This is a genomic window from Streptomyces sp. CA-179760 (assembly GCF_050937045.1).
Lineage (GTDB): Bacteria > Actinomycetota > Actinomycetes > Streptomycetales > Streptomycetaceae > Streptomyces.
Map to the genome: position 1 here is coordinate 5356649 of NZ_JBNJLZ010000001.1, position 16127 is coordinate 5372775.

The window sequence follows — 16127 nt, forward strand, 5'->3', positions numbered from 1 at the left end:
CGTCAGATCATGCCGGACCGTCGTGGTCCTCGCCTGCCCCGCCCGGTACTTCGGCAAGCTCGTGGCGCGCTGCTGCCTTCTCCTGGGCGATCCGGCGGTGTTCCGCGGCCTTGGCCTCGTAGCGGGCGGCCAGGCGCAGGTGGTACGCCGGGTCGTCCTCCTCGTAGATGTCCGGGATGCCGTCGAGGTCGTCGTCGCGCTCCTCGTCCTCCCACAGGCGGCGGTACTTGACGTTCCGTATTTTCAGCAGGACGGTCGCCAGCATGGCGGCGATGAGCGAGCCCAGCAGCACGGCGGCCTTGACCTCGTTCGTCATCGTCTCGTCGCCGGCGAAGGCGAGTTCGCCGATGAGCAGTGAGACCGTGAAGCCGATGCCGGCGAGGCTCGCCACCGCGAACACGTCCGCCCAGGCGAGATCGTCGCTGAGTGAGGCCCTGGTGAAACGGGCCGTCAGCCAGGTCCCGCCGAAGATGCCGAGCGTCTTGCCGACCACGAGCCCGAGGACGACGCCGAGGGTCTCCGGCTGGTCGAACACGTCGGCGAGCGCGCCGCCGGAGAGGGCGACACCGGCGCTGAAGAGCGCGAACAGCGGTACGGCCAGCCCTGCCGACAGCGGCCGTACGAGGTGCTCGATGTGCTCGCCGGGGGAGTGGGCCTCGCCCTCCTTGCGGTGGCAGCGCAGCATCAGGCCCATGGCGACGCCGGCGACGGTGGCGTGGACGCCGCTGTTGTACATCAGCGCCCAGATCACGAGCGCGAGCGGCACATACACGTACCAGCCGCGTACGCCCTTGCGCAGCAGCAGCCAGAAGACGGCCAGGCCCACCACGGCGCCGCCGAGCGCGGCGAAGTTCAGGTCGGCGGTGAAGAAGACGGCGATGATCAGGATCGCGAAGAGGTCGTCGACGACGGCGAGCGTGAGCAGGAAGGCCCGCAGCGCGCTCGGCAGGGAGGTGCCGATGACCGCGAGCACGGCGAGGGCGAAAGCGATGTCGGTGGCGGTGGGCACGGCCCAGCCGGCCAGGGAGCCGCCGCCGGTGACATTGGTGACGGTGTAGACGAGCGCCGGTACGGCCATGCCGCACAGGGCGGCGACGACCGGGAGCGCGGCGGCTCTCGGGTCGCGCAGGTCGCCCGCGACAAGTTCGCGCTTGAGCTCGATCCCGGCGACGAAGAAGAAGATCGCCAGCAGCCCGTCGGCGGCCCAGTGCGCGACCGACAGATCGAGGCCGAGCGAGGCGGGGCCCAGGTGGAAGTGGGAGACGCTCTCGTAGCTGTCGTGCAGGGCGGGGATGTTCGCCCAGAGCAGCGCGGCGACCGCGGCGGCGAGCAGCAGCACACCGCCGACGGTCTCGGTGCGCAGCGCGTCCGCTACGTAGGTCCGTTCGGGCAGCGAGAGCCGTCCGAGGACCTTGCGAGGTGTGGTGGAGCGGGGCGCGGTCACGGGGAAGACCTCCGGTCGGTGGGCAGGGCTGAACGCATGCCGACCAGACTTCCCGGCGCACCATCAAGCAGTTGTTTTTCTTAGTTTAGGTAAATACAGGGCTGAACGCACGCGACCGTTCTCACCACGGACGCCACCAGGCACCCGGCGTGCTGCCTGCCGGGTGCCCTGTGCCTGTTCCGCTACGCCTGATCAGTCCTCGCTGGGCGCGGCGGGCAGCTTGGACTGGATGAGGTCCATGACCGTGGAGTCGGTCAGCGTGGTGACGTCTCCGAGCTGGCGGTTCTCGGCGATGTCCCGGAGCAGACGGCGCATGATCTTGCCGGAGCGGGTCTTGGGCAGCTCGGCCACCGGCAGGACCCGCTTGGGCTTGGCGATCGGGCCGAGGGTGTTGCCGACGTGGTTGCGCAGCTCGGCGACGAGACCCTCGTCATCGGCGTCGGCTGTGCCGCGCAGGATGACGAAGGCGACGATCGCCTGCCCGGTCGTCTCGTCCGCCGCGCCGACCACGGCGGCCTCGGCGACCGAGGGGTGGGAGACGAGCGCGGACTCGACCTCGGTGGTGGAGATGTTGTGCCCCGAGACGAGCATGACGTCGTCGACCCGGCCGAGCAGCCAGATGTCGCCGTCGTCGTCCTTCTTGGCGCCGTCACCTGCGAAGTACTTGCCTTCGAAGCGCGACCAGTAGGTGTCGATGAAGCGCTGGTCGTCGCCCCAGATGGTGCGCAGCATCGACGGCCACGGCTCGGTGAGGACCAGGTAGCCGCCGCCGCCGTCGGGCACCTCGCGCGCCTCGTCGTCGACGACCGTCGCGGAGATGCCGGGCAGCGGCGTCTGCGCGGAGCCGGGCTTGGTCGCGGTCACACCCGGCAGCGGGGTGATCATCATCGAGCCGGTCTCGGTCTGCCACCAGGTGTCCACGACCGGGGTGCGGTCGCCGCCGATGTTCTTGCGGTACCAGATCCACGCCTCGGGGTTGATCGGCTCGCCCACCGAGCCCAGCACCCTGAGGCTGGACAGGTCGAACTTGGCGGGGATGTCGTCGCCCCACTTCATGAACGTACGGATCGCCGTCGGCGCGGTGTAGAGGATCGTCACGCCGTACTTCTGCACGATCTCCCAGAAGCGCCCCTGGTGCGGGGTGTCCGGGGTGCCCTCGTACATGACCTGGGTCGCACCGTTGGCGAGCGGGCCGTAGACGATGTACGAGTGGCCGGTGACCCAGCCGACGTCGGCGGTGCACCAGTACACGTCCGTCTCCGGCTTGAGGTCGAAGACGGCGTGGTGGGTGTAGGCGGTCTGCGTGAGGTAGCCGCCGGAGGTGTGCAGGATGCCCTTCGGCTTACCCGTGGTGCCCGAGGTGTAGAGGATGAACAGCGGGTGCTCGGCGTTGAACGCCTGCGGCGTGTGCTCCGCGGACTGGCGGTCGGTGATCTCGTGCCACCACACGTCACGGCCCTCGGTGAAGGCGACCTCCTGGCCCGTGCGGCGCACGACCAGCACGTGCTCGACGATGCCCGCCTTCTCGACCGCCTCGTCCACGGCCGGCTTGAGCGCGGACGGCTTGCCGCGCCGGTAGCCGCCGTCGGAGGTGATGACCACGCGCGCGTCGGCGTCCTGGATGCGGGTGGCGAGCGCGTCCGAGGAGAATCCGCCGAAGACGACCGAGTGGGCGGCGCCGATCCGGGCGCACGCCAGCATCGCGACGGCCGTCTCGGGGATCATCGGCATATAGACGGCGACCCGGTCCCCGGCCTGAACGCCCAGCTCCAGCAGGGCGTTGGCAGCCTTGGAGACCTCGTCCTTGAGCTCGGCGTAGGTGATCGCGCGACTGTCGCCCGGCTCGCCCTCGAAGTGGATGGCGACCCGGTCGCCGAGCCCGGCTTCCACATGCCGGTCGACGCAGTTGTAGGCGACGTTGAGCTCGCCGTCCTTGAACCACTTGGCGAACGGCGGGTTCGACCAGTCGAGGGTCTCGGTGGGCTCCTTGGCCCAGGTCAGCCGACGGGCCTGCTCGGCCCAGAAGCCGAGCCTGTCAGCCTTGGCCTGCTCATACGCCTCCGCGGTGACGTTGGCGTTCGCGGCCAGGTCGGCGGGGGGTGCGAACCTGCGCTCTTCCTTCAGCAGGTTGGCCAGGCTTTCGTTGCTCACGGCATCTGCCTTTCCCAGGGTGTCCGTTGTGTCCCAGGCCACAGCTCATCAGACCCGAGGGTGCGATGACAAGGGCCGACTGCCGATTGGTTTAGACCTCTTGGTGGGTTGCGATCGGCGGCGGGGGTCATCCGTACCCACGGACGCCGACCGGGCAGGGTTCATCCTCTGTAACGCCTCTCACAGTCCGGCCCAACTACAGGTGACGCACCGAGAGAACCGAGAGAGAGGACAGCCGAGTGGACGGCATACGGGGCGGGCCCGTGGCGGCGGCCCACGACCCCCAGCTCTTCGAAGAGTTCTACCGGCGCCATGTCGACGCCGTGATGTCTTTCGTGGCCCGGCGTGTCGCCGACGTCCACACGGTGGCGGACCTGACCGCCGAGGTCTTCCTCGCGGCGCTCGACTCCGCCCACACCTACCGCCCCGGCCGGGGCGACGAGCGGGCCTGGCTGTACGGCATCGCGCGCAACATCGTCTCCTCCGAGCGCCGCCGGGTCGCCCGTGAGACGGCGCGTGACCGCCGTATCTCGGGGCGGCGGTTGCTGGAGCCCGACGACATCGCGCGCCTCGAGGACAAGCTCGACGCCGAGAGCCCCGGGCGCCGGGCGCTGGCCGCACTGGAGCGGCTGCCGGACGGTGAACGGGCCGTCGTCGAACTCGTCGCCGTGGACCAGCTCACGGTGACCGAGGCCGCCGCCGCGCTCGGCATCCGCCAGGTCACGGCCCGGGTGCGGCTGCACCGGGCCCGTAAGACCCTGCGGGCGGACGCGGATCCGGTGCCGGGGGCACCGCCCAGCGCATTCCTGTCGTACGTCACCGGCGGAGCCGGAGAAACCGGAGGAGAGGCATGACCACGAAGACGACGTTCGAGGACCGGTTGCTGGCCGAGCTGCGGCGCGAGATCGAGGTGCGCGAGGCCGCCGCTCCCGCCCGGGCGGTCGCTCCGCGGCGCTCCCCGCTCACGGGGGTGTTCACGGGGCGGCGGTTCGCCCTGGCCGCGGGGGCCTGTGCCGTGACCGGACTGGTACTGGTGCTCGTGCCGGGGTCACCGGCCGAATCCCCGGCGTACGCGGTGGAGCGGCACGGCGACGGCAGTGTCACGCTCACCCTCACGAAGATCACGATCGGCCAGGAGGCCCAGCGCCGACTGGCTGAACGCCTGCGTGCCGAGGGCATTCACGTGACCATCGACAACCTTCCCTTCGGTCACCAATGCGCGCAGCCACGCGGCGAGATGCTGGTGGGCAGCGTGACACGGGGGTTCATCGGCAAGCCGCCCGAGGAAGGCACCGTCCCCGTCGGCGGGCCGACCGACCCGGCCTTCCACCGCAACTGGCGGGTCACCCTGCACCCGGGCGACTCCCTGGGCATGGAGAACACCAGCCGCAAGGACGGCGAACCCGGGCTCAGCACCGAGTCGTTCTATGCGATCAAGGGCAAGATCGCGCCGTGCGAGCGGGAGTCTGAGAGCTGAGAGCTGAGAGCTGAGGGCGGGGCTGAGCGCTGAAGGCGCCGCAGGCGGCGGCGTCGGTGGCAGGCGGGCGGGTGGCAGGCGGGCGGGTGGCAGGCGGTGTACGGGGGTCGCCGCCCACTGCCCGCCGCCTGCTGCCGTACGGCGAGGCCCCGCGCTCACGCCGGCAGGCCGGCCGCCCTTACGTGGTCGAACACCCGGTCCCCGTCCACCTCGGTGAGCAGATAGGCCTGGGCTTCGCCCACATGGAAGTACATGCCGTGCAGCTCCAGCTCGCCCTCCTTCAGGGCGCGGGCGACCGAGTCGTAGGCGCGCAGGTGCTCCAACTGCTGGACCACGTTGGTCAGGCAGAGCTGCTCGACCGTGCCCTCGGGTGCCCGTCCGGCCAGCCGGCCCCATGGCGGACTGCCGTCGGCCACGCGCTCCAGACTGGGCAGACCGTGTCGCAGCCATCGCTCGAGCGGGGTCCGGGTGCCGCCGGGTTCGGAGCTGAGCAGCGCCTGCATGGCTCCGCACCCGGAGTGCCCGCACACCGTGATGGACCGCACCTTCAGCACGTCCACCGCGTACTCGATCGCGGCGGCCACCGAGTCGTCTCCGCTCTCCTCGCCGGGCAGCGGCACGAGATTGCCCACGTTGCGCACCACGAAGAGGTCACCGGGACCACTGGAGGTGATCATCGATGTGACCAGTCGTGAGTCGGCGCAGGTCAGGAAGAGCTGCGAAGGGCGCTGCCCCTCGCGCGCCAGCCGGGCCAGTTCACTGCGCACCAGGGGTGCGGTGTTGCGCTGGAACGCGCTGATGCCACGCGCCAGTTCGTGCCCGCTGGCTCCGCCGGGCCCCGACGGGTCCTGCTCGGGGCGGTCCGTCCCGTCCGGGACGTGATCGGAGTGGGGCGAGGACTCGGGGCGGTCGCACTGGTGGTTGCGCCAGGGTGTCCAGGGCCGGCAACGGCAGCCGGTGAGGGCCTGGGGCTCGGAGACGCGGGTGCCGGGATGACGGCCGGCGACCTCCACGCTGCCGCCCTGCGCGGTGTGCGTCTTCTGCCAGTCCTGCAGCGTCTCGTACGCCGCGTGGTCCATGAACGACCCGTCCAGCTCGACGACGGCGTGGGCGCCGTGGGGTACGAGATGCAGGGTCCGGCTGAGCCGTGGCACCGCGAGGAACGTCAACTGTCCTCTGACGTGTACGTAATGGACTCCTGCCGTCTCGTCGTGCGTGATGCGGGTGCGGGTGAGGCGGTGCAGGGCGACGCCGACGGCCATGGCGATGCCCAGCGCCACGCCCTCCAGGACGCCGAGGGACACGACGCCCAGGGTGGTGACGGCGTAGACCCACACTTCCCGGTGGCGCGTCACCGTGCGGATGTGGTTCAGGGACACCATCTGGATGCCGACGGCCATCACCAGGGCGGCGAGCGAGGCGAGCGGGATGAGCTCCAGGAGCGGGACCATCAGCAGTGCGGCGATCACTACGAGAACGCCGTGCAGCATCGTGGAGTTCCGGCTCACCGCACCCGCGTGCACATTCGCCGAACTGCGCACGGCCACACCGGCGATCGGCAGCCCGCCGAGCGATCCGGAGACGATGTTGGCGGCGCCCTGCCCGAGCAGTTCGCGATCGAGGCGGGAACGCCCGACGTGCGCGGACAGGCCCGGGCGGCCCGCCACCAGCTTGTCCACGGCGACCGCACCGAGCAGGGACTGCACGCTGCACACCAGCGTGGTGGTAAGCACCGCGGCGACGAGGCCGAGCACGGGGCCCTCGGGCAGCCCGGCCAGGGCGTGGTTGCTCCAGGACGGCAGGTCGACCTTGGGCAGGCGCAGACCGGCGAGGGCGGCGACCGCGGTGGCTCCGGCCACGGCGATGAGCGCGGCCGGGATCTTGCGCAGCAGGCGTCCGGCCCGGCCGGGCAGTCTCGGCCAGAGCAGCAGCAGGACCAGGGTCAGTGCGCTCACCGACATGGCCGCGGGGCGCATGTGCGCCAACTGGGCGGGCAGCGCGCGGAGGTTGTCGGGGACGGAGCTCTGCGGTGTGCCGCCGAGCACGATGTGGAGCTGCGCGACGGCGATGGTGACGCCGATGCCGGCGAGCATGCCGTGCACGATGGCGGGGCTGACGGCGAGGGCGCCGCGGGCCACGCGCAGGCAGCCCAGACCGAGTTGGGCGAAGCCGGCGAGGACGGTGATGGCGCAGGTCGTCCGCCAGCCGTAGCGCAGGATGAGGTCGGCGGTGACGACCGTGAGTCCGGCGGCCGGTCCGCTCACCTGGAGCGGGGAGCCGCCGAGCCGTCCGGCGACCAGTCCGCCCACGGCGGCGGCGACGAGGCCGGCCTGGAGGGGGCGCCGGTGGCGAGGGCGATGCCAAGGGACAGGGGCAGGGCGATCAGGAAGACCGCGATCGAGGCCGACACGTCGGCACCCGCGATCCGGAAGCGGCGGGGGCCGGTCGGCGGCGGGCTGTGGGGCGGGTGGGCGCGCTCGGTCCTGTTCGGGTCGGCGGCGCGTGTGGGGACGCAGGCAGACATTGTTTCCCGTCTCCTCCGGGGCTGCGCGGTCGCGTAACTGGGCTCCCGCTCGGGGCGGGGTTCGGTCGCGGCCGTAGGTCACGGCGTAAATCGGCGGGATGAATCAACGCTCGGTAAACGGATCGTAATGCAGAGTAAAGGACGAGCATAGACTTTACGGGCAAATGGGCGAATAAATCACACCGACGAGTGAAGTGGCCATTTGATCGGCTTGTCGTACTAATTCCTTCTCGGTCCCGTGCGAATTTGGCGGCGCTGTCGGCACCCGAGAGAAGGAAGAAGGTGGGCGACACATGGCCGCCACCCACAGGATCGCCGCGTCCTCCGTGATCGCCGCGGTCTGCGCCGCATCGCTCGCCGGTTGCTCGACCGGCACCTCCCGGCACGAAGATCACGACCCGCAGACGGCGAAGCCGGCCCAGGCGCCGAAGAGCGCGGTCCGGCTGATCGGAGACGGCTCCACCGCCTACACCGGCGCCCAGCCCCACCTGCCCAGGCCCGAACGGCTGCGGCCCGGCCAGAAGCCCCCGCAGTTCGTCGTCTTCTCCTGGGACGGTGCGGGGGAGGACAGCCAGAAGCTGTTCTCCCACTTCCGCGAGGTCGCCAAGGCCAACGACGCGACGATGACGTACTTCCTGAGCGGTGTGTACATGCTGCCGGACGAGAAACGCGACCTCTACCGGCCGCCGCAGCACTCCCCCGGCCGGTCCGACATCGGCTTCAACGACCGCCGCGGCATCGCCGCCACCGCGGAACAGCTGCGCCTGGCGTGGCTGGAGGGCAACGAGATCGGCACGCACTTCAACGGCCACTTCTGCGGCAGCGGCGGCGGGGTCGGCGAGTGGTCGGTGGAGGACTGGAAGGACGAGATCGCCCAGGCGAAGCAGTTCGTGCGGACCTGGAAGACCAACACCGGCCTGCGGAACGCGTCTCCGCTGCCCTTCGACTACGACAAGGAGCTCATCGGCGCCCGCACACCCTGCCTCGAAGGCCAGCGGAACTTCATGAAGGCCGCCCGCGAGCTGGGCTTCCGCTACGACACCAGCGGCGTCAACGACCAGGTCTGGCCCAAGCGGAAGCAGGGCCTGTGGGACGTGTCCATGCAACTCGTGCCGTTCCCCGGGCACTCCTACGAGCAGCTCACCATGGACTACAACTTCATGGTCAACCAGTCGGGCACCACCACCCAGGGCGACTCCGACAAGTTCGACTTCTGGGGCGACCAGATGCGTGACGGCCTGCTCAAGGGCTTCCACCGCGCGTACGACGGCAATCGCGCGCCCCTGATCATCGGCAACCACTTCGAGTCCTGGAACGGCGGCACCTACATGCGGGCCGTCGAGGAGGTCATCGAGGCGGTGTGCACCAAGGAGGAGGTGCGCTGTGTCTCGTTCCGCCGGCTTGTGGACTGGCTGGACGCCCAGGACCCGGCGACGCTGGAGAAGCTGCGCTCCCTGAAGGTCGGCGAGAAGCCGAAGCAGGGCTGGGCGTCCTTCCTCGCGGGTGACCCGGCCCCGGCCCCGAAGGGCGTGCCCGGGGCTCCGGCGGCGAAGCGGTAGCGCAGTGAGGAAGACCACTTGGCCGTGGGGCCGGCTCCCGGGGTGCGTAGGGTCGTACTCATGAGTACAGCAGGTGCGACCGCCGATCCCCTGGCGACCCTGGGGGCGCTGCCCGGTGTGGCCGAGTCCGTGGAGTCCGTACGCAAGGCCGTGGACCGGGTCTACGGGCACCGGATCATGCGGCGGCGCAGCAACGCGGTCACCTCCGAGGCGGCCCTGCGCGGCGCCCGCGGCTCGGCGGCGCTGTCCGGCGCGGACTGGGCCCTGGAGGAGGTGCGCCGCCGTACGGACTTCGGCGGTGACGACGAGGCGCACACCGTGGGTGCCGCGCTGCGGCTCACCGCGGAGGCGGGCCAGTTGCTGTCGATCTGGCGGCAGTCACCCCTGAGGGTGCTGGCCCGACTGCACCTGGTCGCGGCCGCCGACCAGGCCGACCAGGTCGGACGGCCCCGGCAGGAGGGCGAGCCGGTCGACGAGCCGCTGGTCGCGCTGCCGCTGCCGAGCGCGGCCGAGGCACACGGCCGGCTGGACGGGCTGGCCGGGCTGATCATCGCGGGCGGTACCGCACCGGCGCTGGTGACGGCCGCCGTCGTGCACGGCGAACTCCTCGCGCTGCGCCCGTTCACGTCCCACAACGGCCTGGTAGCGCGCACGGCCGAGCGCATCGTCCTGGTCGGCAGCGGCCTGGACCCGAAGTCGGTCTGCCCGGCCGAGGTCGGCCACGCCGAGCTGGGCCGCGGCGCCTACCTGGAAGCTCTGGACGGGTACGTCTCCGGTACGCCGGAGGGTGTGGCCGCCTGGATCGCCCACTGCGGCAGGGCGGTCGAACTGGGGGCACGCGAGTCGACGGCGGTGTGCGAGGCGCTGCAGCGCGGAGCGGCGTGACACCCGTCCGGAAGGGGCGGAACAGGAAGGGCCGGAACAAGAAGGGCCGGAAAGAGATGCGGCGGTACGAGAAACTCGTACCGCCGCTGGCATGAGCATCGGGTTACCAAGCGTCCTCGGTATATGCCCATCAGGTCGGGAACTTTGCCCGTCACCTGGTGCGGCTGGCCCGTATTCGACGGGTCGACGTCGCGTGGGTGCCCGGTGTTCATGCGCGGTCCGTGGGGCCAAATGCGTATTTAAGGTGATCCTCTCGGATGTCCTTGGTCTCGCGGGCCGTTGAGTCCTTTGTACTCCTGCCCCGGAGTAAGCGGAAGTCCAGGCTGCACTTCTTTACTTTTGGGTTCAAATAGGACTTCGGGTCGACTCCGGTCAGGCGACCGTCGCCCGGCGCCGGTTGGCGTACCAGACGAGTCCCGCGGTGGCCGCCGCGGCGCCTATCGCGGCGACCGCGACGAGCGCCGGCCGCGGTGGTACGGAGAACGCGGGGATGCGCTGCTTGAGCCGGACCGGGCGGTGGAAATCGAGGATCGGCCACCCGCGCGCGAGGGCCTCGCGGCGCAGCGCGCGGTCCGGGTTCACGGCATGAGGGTGGCCCACGGACTCCAGCATCGGGACATCGGTCGCCGAGTCGCTGTAGGCGTAGCAGCGGCCGAGGTCGTATCCCTCGGACGCGGCCAGCTCCCTGATGGCCTCGGCCTTGGTCGGGCCGTACGCGTAGTACTCCACCTCGCCGGTGAAGCAGCCGTCGTCGCCCACGACCATGCGGGTCGCCACCACGCGGTCCGCGCCGAGGAGTTCACCGATCGGCTCGACCACCTCCGCGCCCGACGTGGACACGATGACGACGTCGCGGCCGGCGGTGTGGTGTTCCTCGATGAGGGAGGCGGCCTCGTCGTAGATGATCGGGTCGATCAGATCGTGCAGCGTCTCGGCGACGATCTCCTTCACCTGCTGCACGTTCCAGCCGCGGCACAGCGCGGACAAGTAGGCGCGCATACGCTCCATCTGGTCGTGGTCGGCGCCGCCGGCCAGGAAGACGAACTGGGCATATGCGGTACGCAAGACAGCCCTGCGGTTGATCAGGCCGCCTTGGTAGAACGACTTGCTGAACGTGAGCGTGCTCGACTTCGCAATGACCGTCTTGTCCAGGTCAAAGAAGGCCGCTGTGCGGGGCAAGGAGTGGTTTTCCACGCCCCTGAGCATAGGGGCAGCCCATTCGGCGTAAGGTGGGGCGCGTGGGTTTGCCTGAGAGGGCTCTCGGGTACACCATGGAAGTCACGGATCGTTCGCGACCGTGCTAACCCGGCCCGACTCCTCCCCCCCGAGTCGGCCGTGGGGACGACCCCCGCTCTCCCCCCGGCGGGGGTCGTCGCATGTCCGGGTGGGTTTTCTCCTTCTTCGCACGGCCTGATCGCCGCTCTGTTGAGGTTCCGGCGGCAATGTTGTCATGCGCATGACTCATCACGTTACGTAGCCGTCGGACTGCTCTGTGGAAGTCGTACAGAGGGCCTGCGTGGGTCACCGGTATGGGTGACGGCGATATTCACAACTGTCGAAGCGTCCACAGTTATCCACCAAGATCCACACGATTTCCGGGATCGCTGCACCGTGATTCCCACGCACCCCGCTCGCGGCGAGTTCATGGCCGGTTCCGATTGCCGGGGGCGTTTGGCCGGTTTCTGTCGGCCGTTCAAAGGGAGGCCGCCTTGTCGGTTCTTCCCACGTTCGGGAATCGCGGGGCCACAGGGCCGCGCGAGCCAAGCAGTGAAGGGGATGACCGTGGCCGGAGCCGTCACACACGACCCGCCACCGGCCGCCGGAGGGCGGCAGGGCGGACCACTGATCGTCACCGAGGACACCGACCTCCTCGACGACCTGCTGCGCCTGTGCGCGGCGGCGGGCGCCACGCCCGCGGTGCACCACGGGGTGCCGGAGCGCAGAGGCAGCTGGGAGGCCGCGCCGCTCGTCCTTGTGGGTGACGACGCCGCGCGGCGCGTAAGCGGGGTCGCGCACAGAAGGGGTGTCGTCCTCGTCGGCCGGGACCAGGACGACCCGGGAGTGTGGCGGCGAGCCGTCGAGATCGGCGCCGAGCACGTCCTGATGCTGCCCGACGGCGAGCAGTGGCTCGTGGACCGCATCGCCGACGTGGCCGAGGGCGTCGGCAGGCCCGCCCTCACCGTGGGAGTCATCGGCGGCCGGGGCGGGGCCGGAGCGTCCACGCTCGCGTGCGCGCTGGCCGTCACCTCCGCGCGGGAGGGGCTGCGCACGCTCCTCGTGGACGCCGATCCGCTGGGCGGCGGCCTCGACGTACTCCTCGGCGGTGAGACGGCCGAAGGACTGAGGTGGCCCGCGTTCGCCTCCTCCCGCGGGCGGGTCGGCGGGGGCGCCCTGGAGGAGTCGCTGCCCGAGCTGCACTCGCTGCGGGTGCTCAGCTGGGACCGCGGCGACCGGATCGCCGTCCCGCCCCAGGCGGTGCGCGCGGTGCTCGCGGCGGCCCGGCGCCGGGGCGGCACGGTCGTGGTCGACCTGCCACGCCGCATCGACGACGGGGTCGCCGAGGTGCTCAGCCAGCTGGACGTCGGTGTACTGGTGGTGCCCGCCGAGCTGCGGGCCGTGGCGGCCGCCGGGCGCGTGGCGTCCGCTGTCGGCATGGTCCTGCGCGACCTGCGGGTGGCGGTCCGCGGGCCGTACCCGCCGGGCCTCGACGACCGGGAGGTGGCCCGGCTGCTCGGACTGCCCCTGGCCGGCGAGGTGCCGGTCGAGCCCGGGCTGCTGCGCCCGGACGAGGGCACGGCACCACCGGGTGGCGCCCCGCGCGGACCGCTCGCCCGGTTCTGCAAGGGGTTCTGGGAGCGGGCGCTCGTCGAGGCGGGTGCCCCGTGAGTGTGGTGACCGAAGCAGTGTCCGGATCCGACGGCACCGGGCTGCTCGACGGGGTGCGGCGGTGGCTGGCCGAAAGCGGGGCCGAGCCGACCCCCGCGCGCGTGGCCCAGGCCCTGCGGGAACAGGGGCGGGTGCTCGGAGACGCCGAAGTCCTGGGTGCCGCCGCACAGTTGCGGTCCGAGCTTGTCGGCAGCGGGCCGCTGGAGCCGCTGCTCGCAGACCCGTCGGTGACGGATGTGCTGGTGTCGGCCCCGGACCGGGTCTGGGTGGACCGGGGCGGCGGACTGGAGCTGACGTCGGTGCGTTTCGCGGACGCGGCGGCCGTACGACGCCTCGCCCAGCGCCTCGCCGCCGTGGCCGGACGCCGCCTCGACGACGCCCGGCCCTGGGCCGACGCCCGGCTGCCCGACGGAACCCGGCTGCACGCGGTGCTGCCACCGGTGGCCGTGGGCTGTGCCTGTCTGTCGCTGCGTGTCGTACGGCCGCGTGCCTTCACCCTGGGCGAGCTGGTCGCGGCGGGCACGGTGCCGCCGGGCGGGGACGGTGTGCTGCGCGCGCTGCTCGACGCACGGCTGTCCTTCCTGGTCAGCGGGGGCACGGGCTCGGGCAAGACGACGCTGTTGAGCGCCCTGCTGGGGCTGGTGGGACCGGAAGAGCGGATCGTCCTCGCCGAGGACTCGGCGGAACTGCGGCCGGATCATCCGCATGTGGTGCGGCTGGAGACCAGACCCGCCAATCAGGAGGGCGCGGGCCTCGTCACCCTCGAGGACCTGGTGCGCCAGGCACTGCGGATGCGGCCCGACCGGCTGGTCGTAGGCGAAGTGCGCGGGCCCGAAGTGGTGCATCTGCTGGCCGCGTTGAACACCGGCCATGAGGGCGGGTGCGGAACCGTGCACGCCAATGCCGCCGCCGATGTACCTGCCCGGCTGGAGGCGCTCGGCACGGCCGCCGGGCTCGACCGGGCCGCACTGCACAGCCAGGTGGCGGCCGCCCTCTCCGTGGTGCTGCACCTCGTACGCGACCGGGCCGGGCGGCGGCGGATCGCCGAGGTGCACGTGCTGGAGCGGGATCCGTCGGGGCTGGTGCGGACGGTGCCGGCGCTGCGGTGGGGAGCGGAGGCCTTCGTGCGCGAACGGGGGTGGGGGCGGCTGCGGGGGCTGCTGAGTGGTGAGGGCGGAGAGGGCTGTGACAGCGGGCCGGGTGAGGCCGACGGTGCGCTGGTGGCAGCGGTGGGCGAGTGACGGCGAGGGCTCAGGGGGGCGAGTGATGACGGGCACCGGGAGGGCTGAGCGATGGCCGGTACGGAAGGGCCGAGTGATGACGGGGTTCGAAGGGACCGAGTGATGACGGGGACTGAAGCGCCGAGTGATGACAGGGACTGAAGGGCTGAGCGATGACAGGGACTGAAGAGGCCGAGTGATGACGGGTACGGCTGAGATGTCGATGGGGGTGGCCGTGGCGTCTATGGGGGCGGCGGTCTGGCTGTTGGGGGAGCGGGACTCGGTGGCGCGTCGGGCGCGATTGCTGCTCGCGGGTGGCGGAGCGGTCGGGAGTGTGCCGCCCGGGTGGCGACGGGCGACCGGTGGGCTGCGGCGGGTCCGAGGGCGGTTGCGGGCCGAGTGGTGGTCACCGGTGGCCGGGCTGGTGCTGGCGGTGCTCGGGGCGTCGGTGCTGCCGGTTCTGCTGGGAGCGGCCGGGGTGCCGTTGCTGCGGCGGGTCCGGCTGGCCGGCCGGGCGGGCGGGACCGGGAGCGCCGGGCGGATGCGGTGATCGCGTTGTGCGGGGCACTCGCCGGCGAGGTGCGGGCCGGACGCCAGCCGGGTGAGGCGCTGTTGCGGGCCGCGCGGGACTGCGGCGGACTGGTGGACGCGCAGGCGACGGTTCTGGCGGCGGCGCGCTTCGGTGGAGACGTGCCGGGCGCGCTCGAAGCGGCGGCCCGGCAACCGGGAGGTGAGGGCCTGCGGGGGCTCGCGGCGTGCTGGCGGGTAGCCGTGGACCAGGGCGCGGGGCTCGCGGCCGGACTCGACCGGCTCGCCGCCGCCCTGCGGGCCGAGCGGGACCAACGTTCCGATCTTCGCGCCCAGTTGGCGGGCGCCCGGGCCACGGCGGTGATGCTCGCCTGCCTGCCCGCCCTGGGGCTCCTCATCGGCACCGCGCTCGGCGCCGACCCCCTCCGTGTCCTGCTGCACACAGGGGCCGGCCTGGGCTGTCTGGTGGTAGGCGGTGCGCTGGAGGGCGTGGGGCTGTGGTGGGTGCTGCGCATCGTGCGGGGCGCGGAGGCGGCGGCATGAGCGGGGAAGTTGTCCACAGGCTGGGGGTGGCGGTGGGGATCGTGCTGGCCCTCGGGTGGTCGGTGAGGTGTCTGACGGAGGCGCGGCGTCGGCGGAGGATACGGCGGCGGCTGGCCGAGCTGTCGCCCCGGGAGGCGACCGCTCCCGTCGCGCGCCTCGCCTTATGCCGGGCCGCTGCTCGGACTTGGCTGCCTCCCGTGGGTGTGGCGTGCGCCGGATGGGTACTGGTCGGCGGCCTCGCCGGTGCCGCCGCGGGACTGGCCGGAGCGGTGGGGATGTGGCGCTGGCGGCTTCGGCAGGAGGCGGCGGGTACGGACGCGCGGGCACCCGGTCCCGCCGAGGCGGCGCGGCAACTGCCCCTCGCGGCCGACCTGCTGGCGGCCTGCATCGCTGCAGGTGCCGGCCCGGTGATCGCGGCGCAGGCGGTGGGCGAGGCCCTGGGCGGTCCTGTGGGCGACGCCCTGGCGCGTGGCGCGGCGGAGGTCCGGCTGGGCGGTGAACCGGGTGCGGCCTGGCGGAGGCTGGCCGCCGTCCCGGGCGCCGGAGGCCTGGCCCGGCTGCTCGAGCGGGCCGGAGTGTCCGGACTGCCCGCCGCCGCACCGGTCGCACGGCTCGCCGCGGAGGCCCGAGCCGACTGGGGTCGCGCCGCGACGGCCAGGGCCCGCCGGGCGGGCGTGATGGTCAGCGCACCGGTCGGGCTGTGCTTCCTGCCCGCGTTCATCGCGGTCGGCGTGCTGCCCGTGGTGATCGGGCTTGCGGGCGGGGTGCTCGGCGGGGGTGGTGGATGACGCGGATACGGGCCGGGGAAGTCAGCGCGACCCGAGAGAGGTCGGCGCGACCCGGCAGAGGCCAACGACACCGACAGAAGTCAGCGACACCGACAGAAGTTCGGACTTTTTCACGGAGGTTG

12 protein-coding genes and 1 pseudogene are annotated in these 16127 nt (G+C 71.8%); 8 read left to right on the forward strand and 5 right to left on the reverse strand.

Features of this window, described 5'->3' with window-relative positions; all coding sequences use genetic code 11:
• Positions 1 to 7 precede the first annotated feature (7 nt).
• Entirely contained in the window at positions 8 to 1444 is a 1437-nt protein-coding gene (gene nhaA, locus ACQEV8_RS24315; RefSeq protein WP_432963772.1) for a Na+/H+ antiporter NhaA, read from the reverse strand.
• A gap of 192 nt (positions 1445 to 1636) precedes the next feature.
• Positions 1637 to 3595 carry an acetate--CoA ligase gene (acs, locus tag ACQEV8_RS24320; protein ID WP_432963775.1) on the reverse strand — a complete coding sequence of 653 codons (1959 nt, stop codon included), beginning with the start codon at positions 3593 to 3595 and terminating at the stop codon, positions 1637 to 1639.
• A gap of 239 nt (positions 3596 to 3834) precedes the next feature.
• Between acs and ACQEV8_RS24325 the strand changes: the two genes are divergently transcribed.
• Both ACQEV8_RS24325 and ACQEV8_RS24330 read left to right on the forward strand, forming a co-directional pair.
• Positions 3835 to 4449: an RNA polymerase sigma factor gene (locus ACQEV8_RS24325; RefSeq protein WP_432963778.1), complete on the forward strand. Its 615-nt coding sequence runs from the start codon at positions 3835 to 3837 to the stop codon at positions 4447 to 4449.
• The gene (locus tag ACQEV8_RS24330; RefSeq protein WP_432963781.1) at positions 4446 to 5072 is read left to right on the forward strand and encodes a hypothetical protein; all 627 of its coding nucleotides are present in this window, start codon (positions 4446 to 4448) and stop codon (positions 5070 to 5072) included. Before ACQEV8_RS24325 ends, ACQEV8_RS24330 begins: the two co-directional genes overlap by 4 nt.
• Positions 5073 to 5227: 155 nt before the next feature.
• Here the strand turns inward: ACQEV8_RS24330 and ACQEV8_RS24335 are convergent, their stop codons facing one another.
• Both ACQEV8_RS24335 and ACQEV8_RS24340 read right to left on the reverse strand, forming a co-directional pair.
• The gene (locus ACQEV8_RS24335) at positions 5228 to 7381 is read right to left on the reverse strand and encodes a bifunctional SulP family inorganic anion transporter/carbonic anhydrase (protein ID WP_432963783.1); all 2154 of its coding nucleotides are present in this window, start codon (positions 7379 to 7381) and stop codon (positions 5228 to 5230) included.
• Positions 7333 to 7596, reverse strand: a complete 264-nt coding sequence (locus tag ACQEV8_RS24340; RefSeq protein ID WP_432963786.1) for a hypothetical protein — start codon at positions 7594 to 7596, stop codon at positions 7333 to 7335. Before ACQEV8_RS24340 ends, ACQEV8_RS24335 begins: the two co-directional genes overlap by 49 nt.
• 293 nt (positions 7597 to 7889) lie before the next feature.
• On the opposite strand from ACQEV8_RS24340, the gene ACQEV8_RS24345 reads away from it, so the two are divergent.
• Both ACQEV8_RS24345 and ACQEV8_RS24350 read left to right on the forward strand, forming a co-directional pair.
• Positions 7890 to 9155: a hypothetical protein gene (locus ACQEV8_RS24345; protein WP_432963789.1), complete on the forward strand. Its 1266-nt coding sequence runs from the start codon at positions 7890 to 7892 to the stop codon at positions 9153 to 9155.
• Positions 9156 to 9215: 60 nt separating this feature from the next.
• Positions 9216 to 10040, forward strand: a complete 825-nt coding sequence (locus ACQEV8_RS24350; RefSeq protein ID WP_432963792.1) for an oxidoreductase — start codon at positions 9216 to 9218, stop codon at positions 10038 to 10040.
• A gap of 372 nt (positions 10041 to 10412) precedes the next feature.
• Here the strand turns inward: ACQEV8_RS24350 and ACQEV8_RS24355 are convergent, their stop codons facing one another.
• The gene (locus ACQEV8_RS24355; protein ID WP_432963795.1) at positions 10413 to 11246 is read right to left on the reverse strand and encodes an HAD family hydrolase; all 834 of its coding nucleotides are present in this window, start codon (positions 11244 to 11246) and stop codon (positions 10413 to 10415) included.
• 576 nt (positions 11247 to 11822) lie between these two features.
• Between ACQEV8_RS24355 and ssd the strand changes: the two genes are divergently transcribed.
• From ssd to ACQEV8_RS24375, 4 genes and pseudogenes are all read left to right on the forward strand, one after another.
• On the forward strand, positions 11823 to 12926 hold the full coding sequence (gene ssd, locus ACQEV8_RS24360; protein ID WP_432972953.1) for a septum site-determining protein Ssd: 1104 nt from the start codon (positions 11823 to 11825) through the stop codon (positions 12924 to 12926).
• Between the two features lie 5 nt (positions 12927 to 12931).
• Positions 12932 to 14167, forward strand: coding sequence for a TadA family conjugal transfer-associated ATPase (locus ACQEV8_RS24365; RefSeq protein ID WP_432963798.1), 1236 nt, complete (start codon positions 12932 to 12934; stop codon positions 14165 to 14167).
• Positions 14168 to 14345: 178 nt separating this feature from the next.
• Positions 14346 to 15217: pseudogene (locus ACQEV8_RS24370) on the forward strand (type II secretion system F family protein).
• The gene (locus tag ACQEV8_RS24375; RefSeq protein ID WP_432963801.1) at positions 15214 to 16005 is read left to right on the forward strand and encodes a type II secretion system F family protein; all 792 of its coding nucleotides are present in this window, start codon (positions 15214 to 15216) and stop codon (positions 16003 to 16005) included. The pseudogene ACQEV8_RS24370 and the gene ACQEV8_RS24375 overlap by 4 nt, the downstream one beginning before the upstream one ends.
• Positions 16006 to 16127 lie beyond the last annotated feature (122 nt).

What these genes read in the sequence shown, in the direction of transcription:
- ACQEV8_RS24345 (WP_432963789.1), top strand. Translation starts at nt 7,890, where the DNA reads ATGGCCGCCACCCACAGGATCGCCGCGTCCTCCGTGATCGCCGCGGTC.
- ACQEV8_RS24350 (WP_432963792.1), top strand. Translation starts at nt 9,216, where the DNA reads ATGAGTACAGCAGGTGCGACCGCCGATCCCCTGGCGACCCTGGGGGCG.
- ACQEV8_RS24355 (WP_432963795.1), bottom strand. Translation starts at nt 11,246, where the DNA reads ATGCTCAGGGGCGTGGAAAACCACTCCTTGCCCCGCACAGCGGCCTTC.
- ACQEV8_RS24330 (WP_432963781.1), top strand. Translation starts at nt 4,446, where the DNA reads ATGACCACGAAGACGACGTTCGAGGACCGGTTGCTGGCCGAGCTGCGG.
- ACQEV8_RS24375 (WP_432963801.1), top strand. Translation starts at nt 15,214, where the DNA reads ATGAGCGGGGAAGTTGTCCACAGGCTGGGGGTGGCGGTGGGGATCGTG.
- ACQEV8_RS24340 (WP_432963786.1), bottom strand. Translation starts at nt 7,596, where the DNA reads ATGTCTGCCTGCGTCCCCACACGCGCCGCCGACCCGAACAGGACCGAG.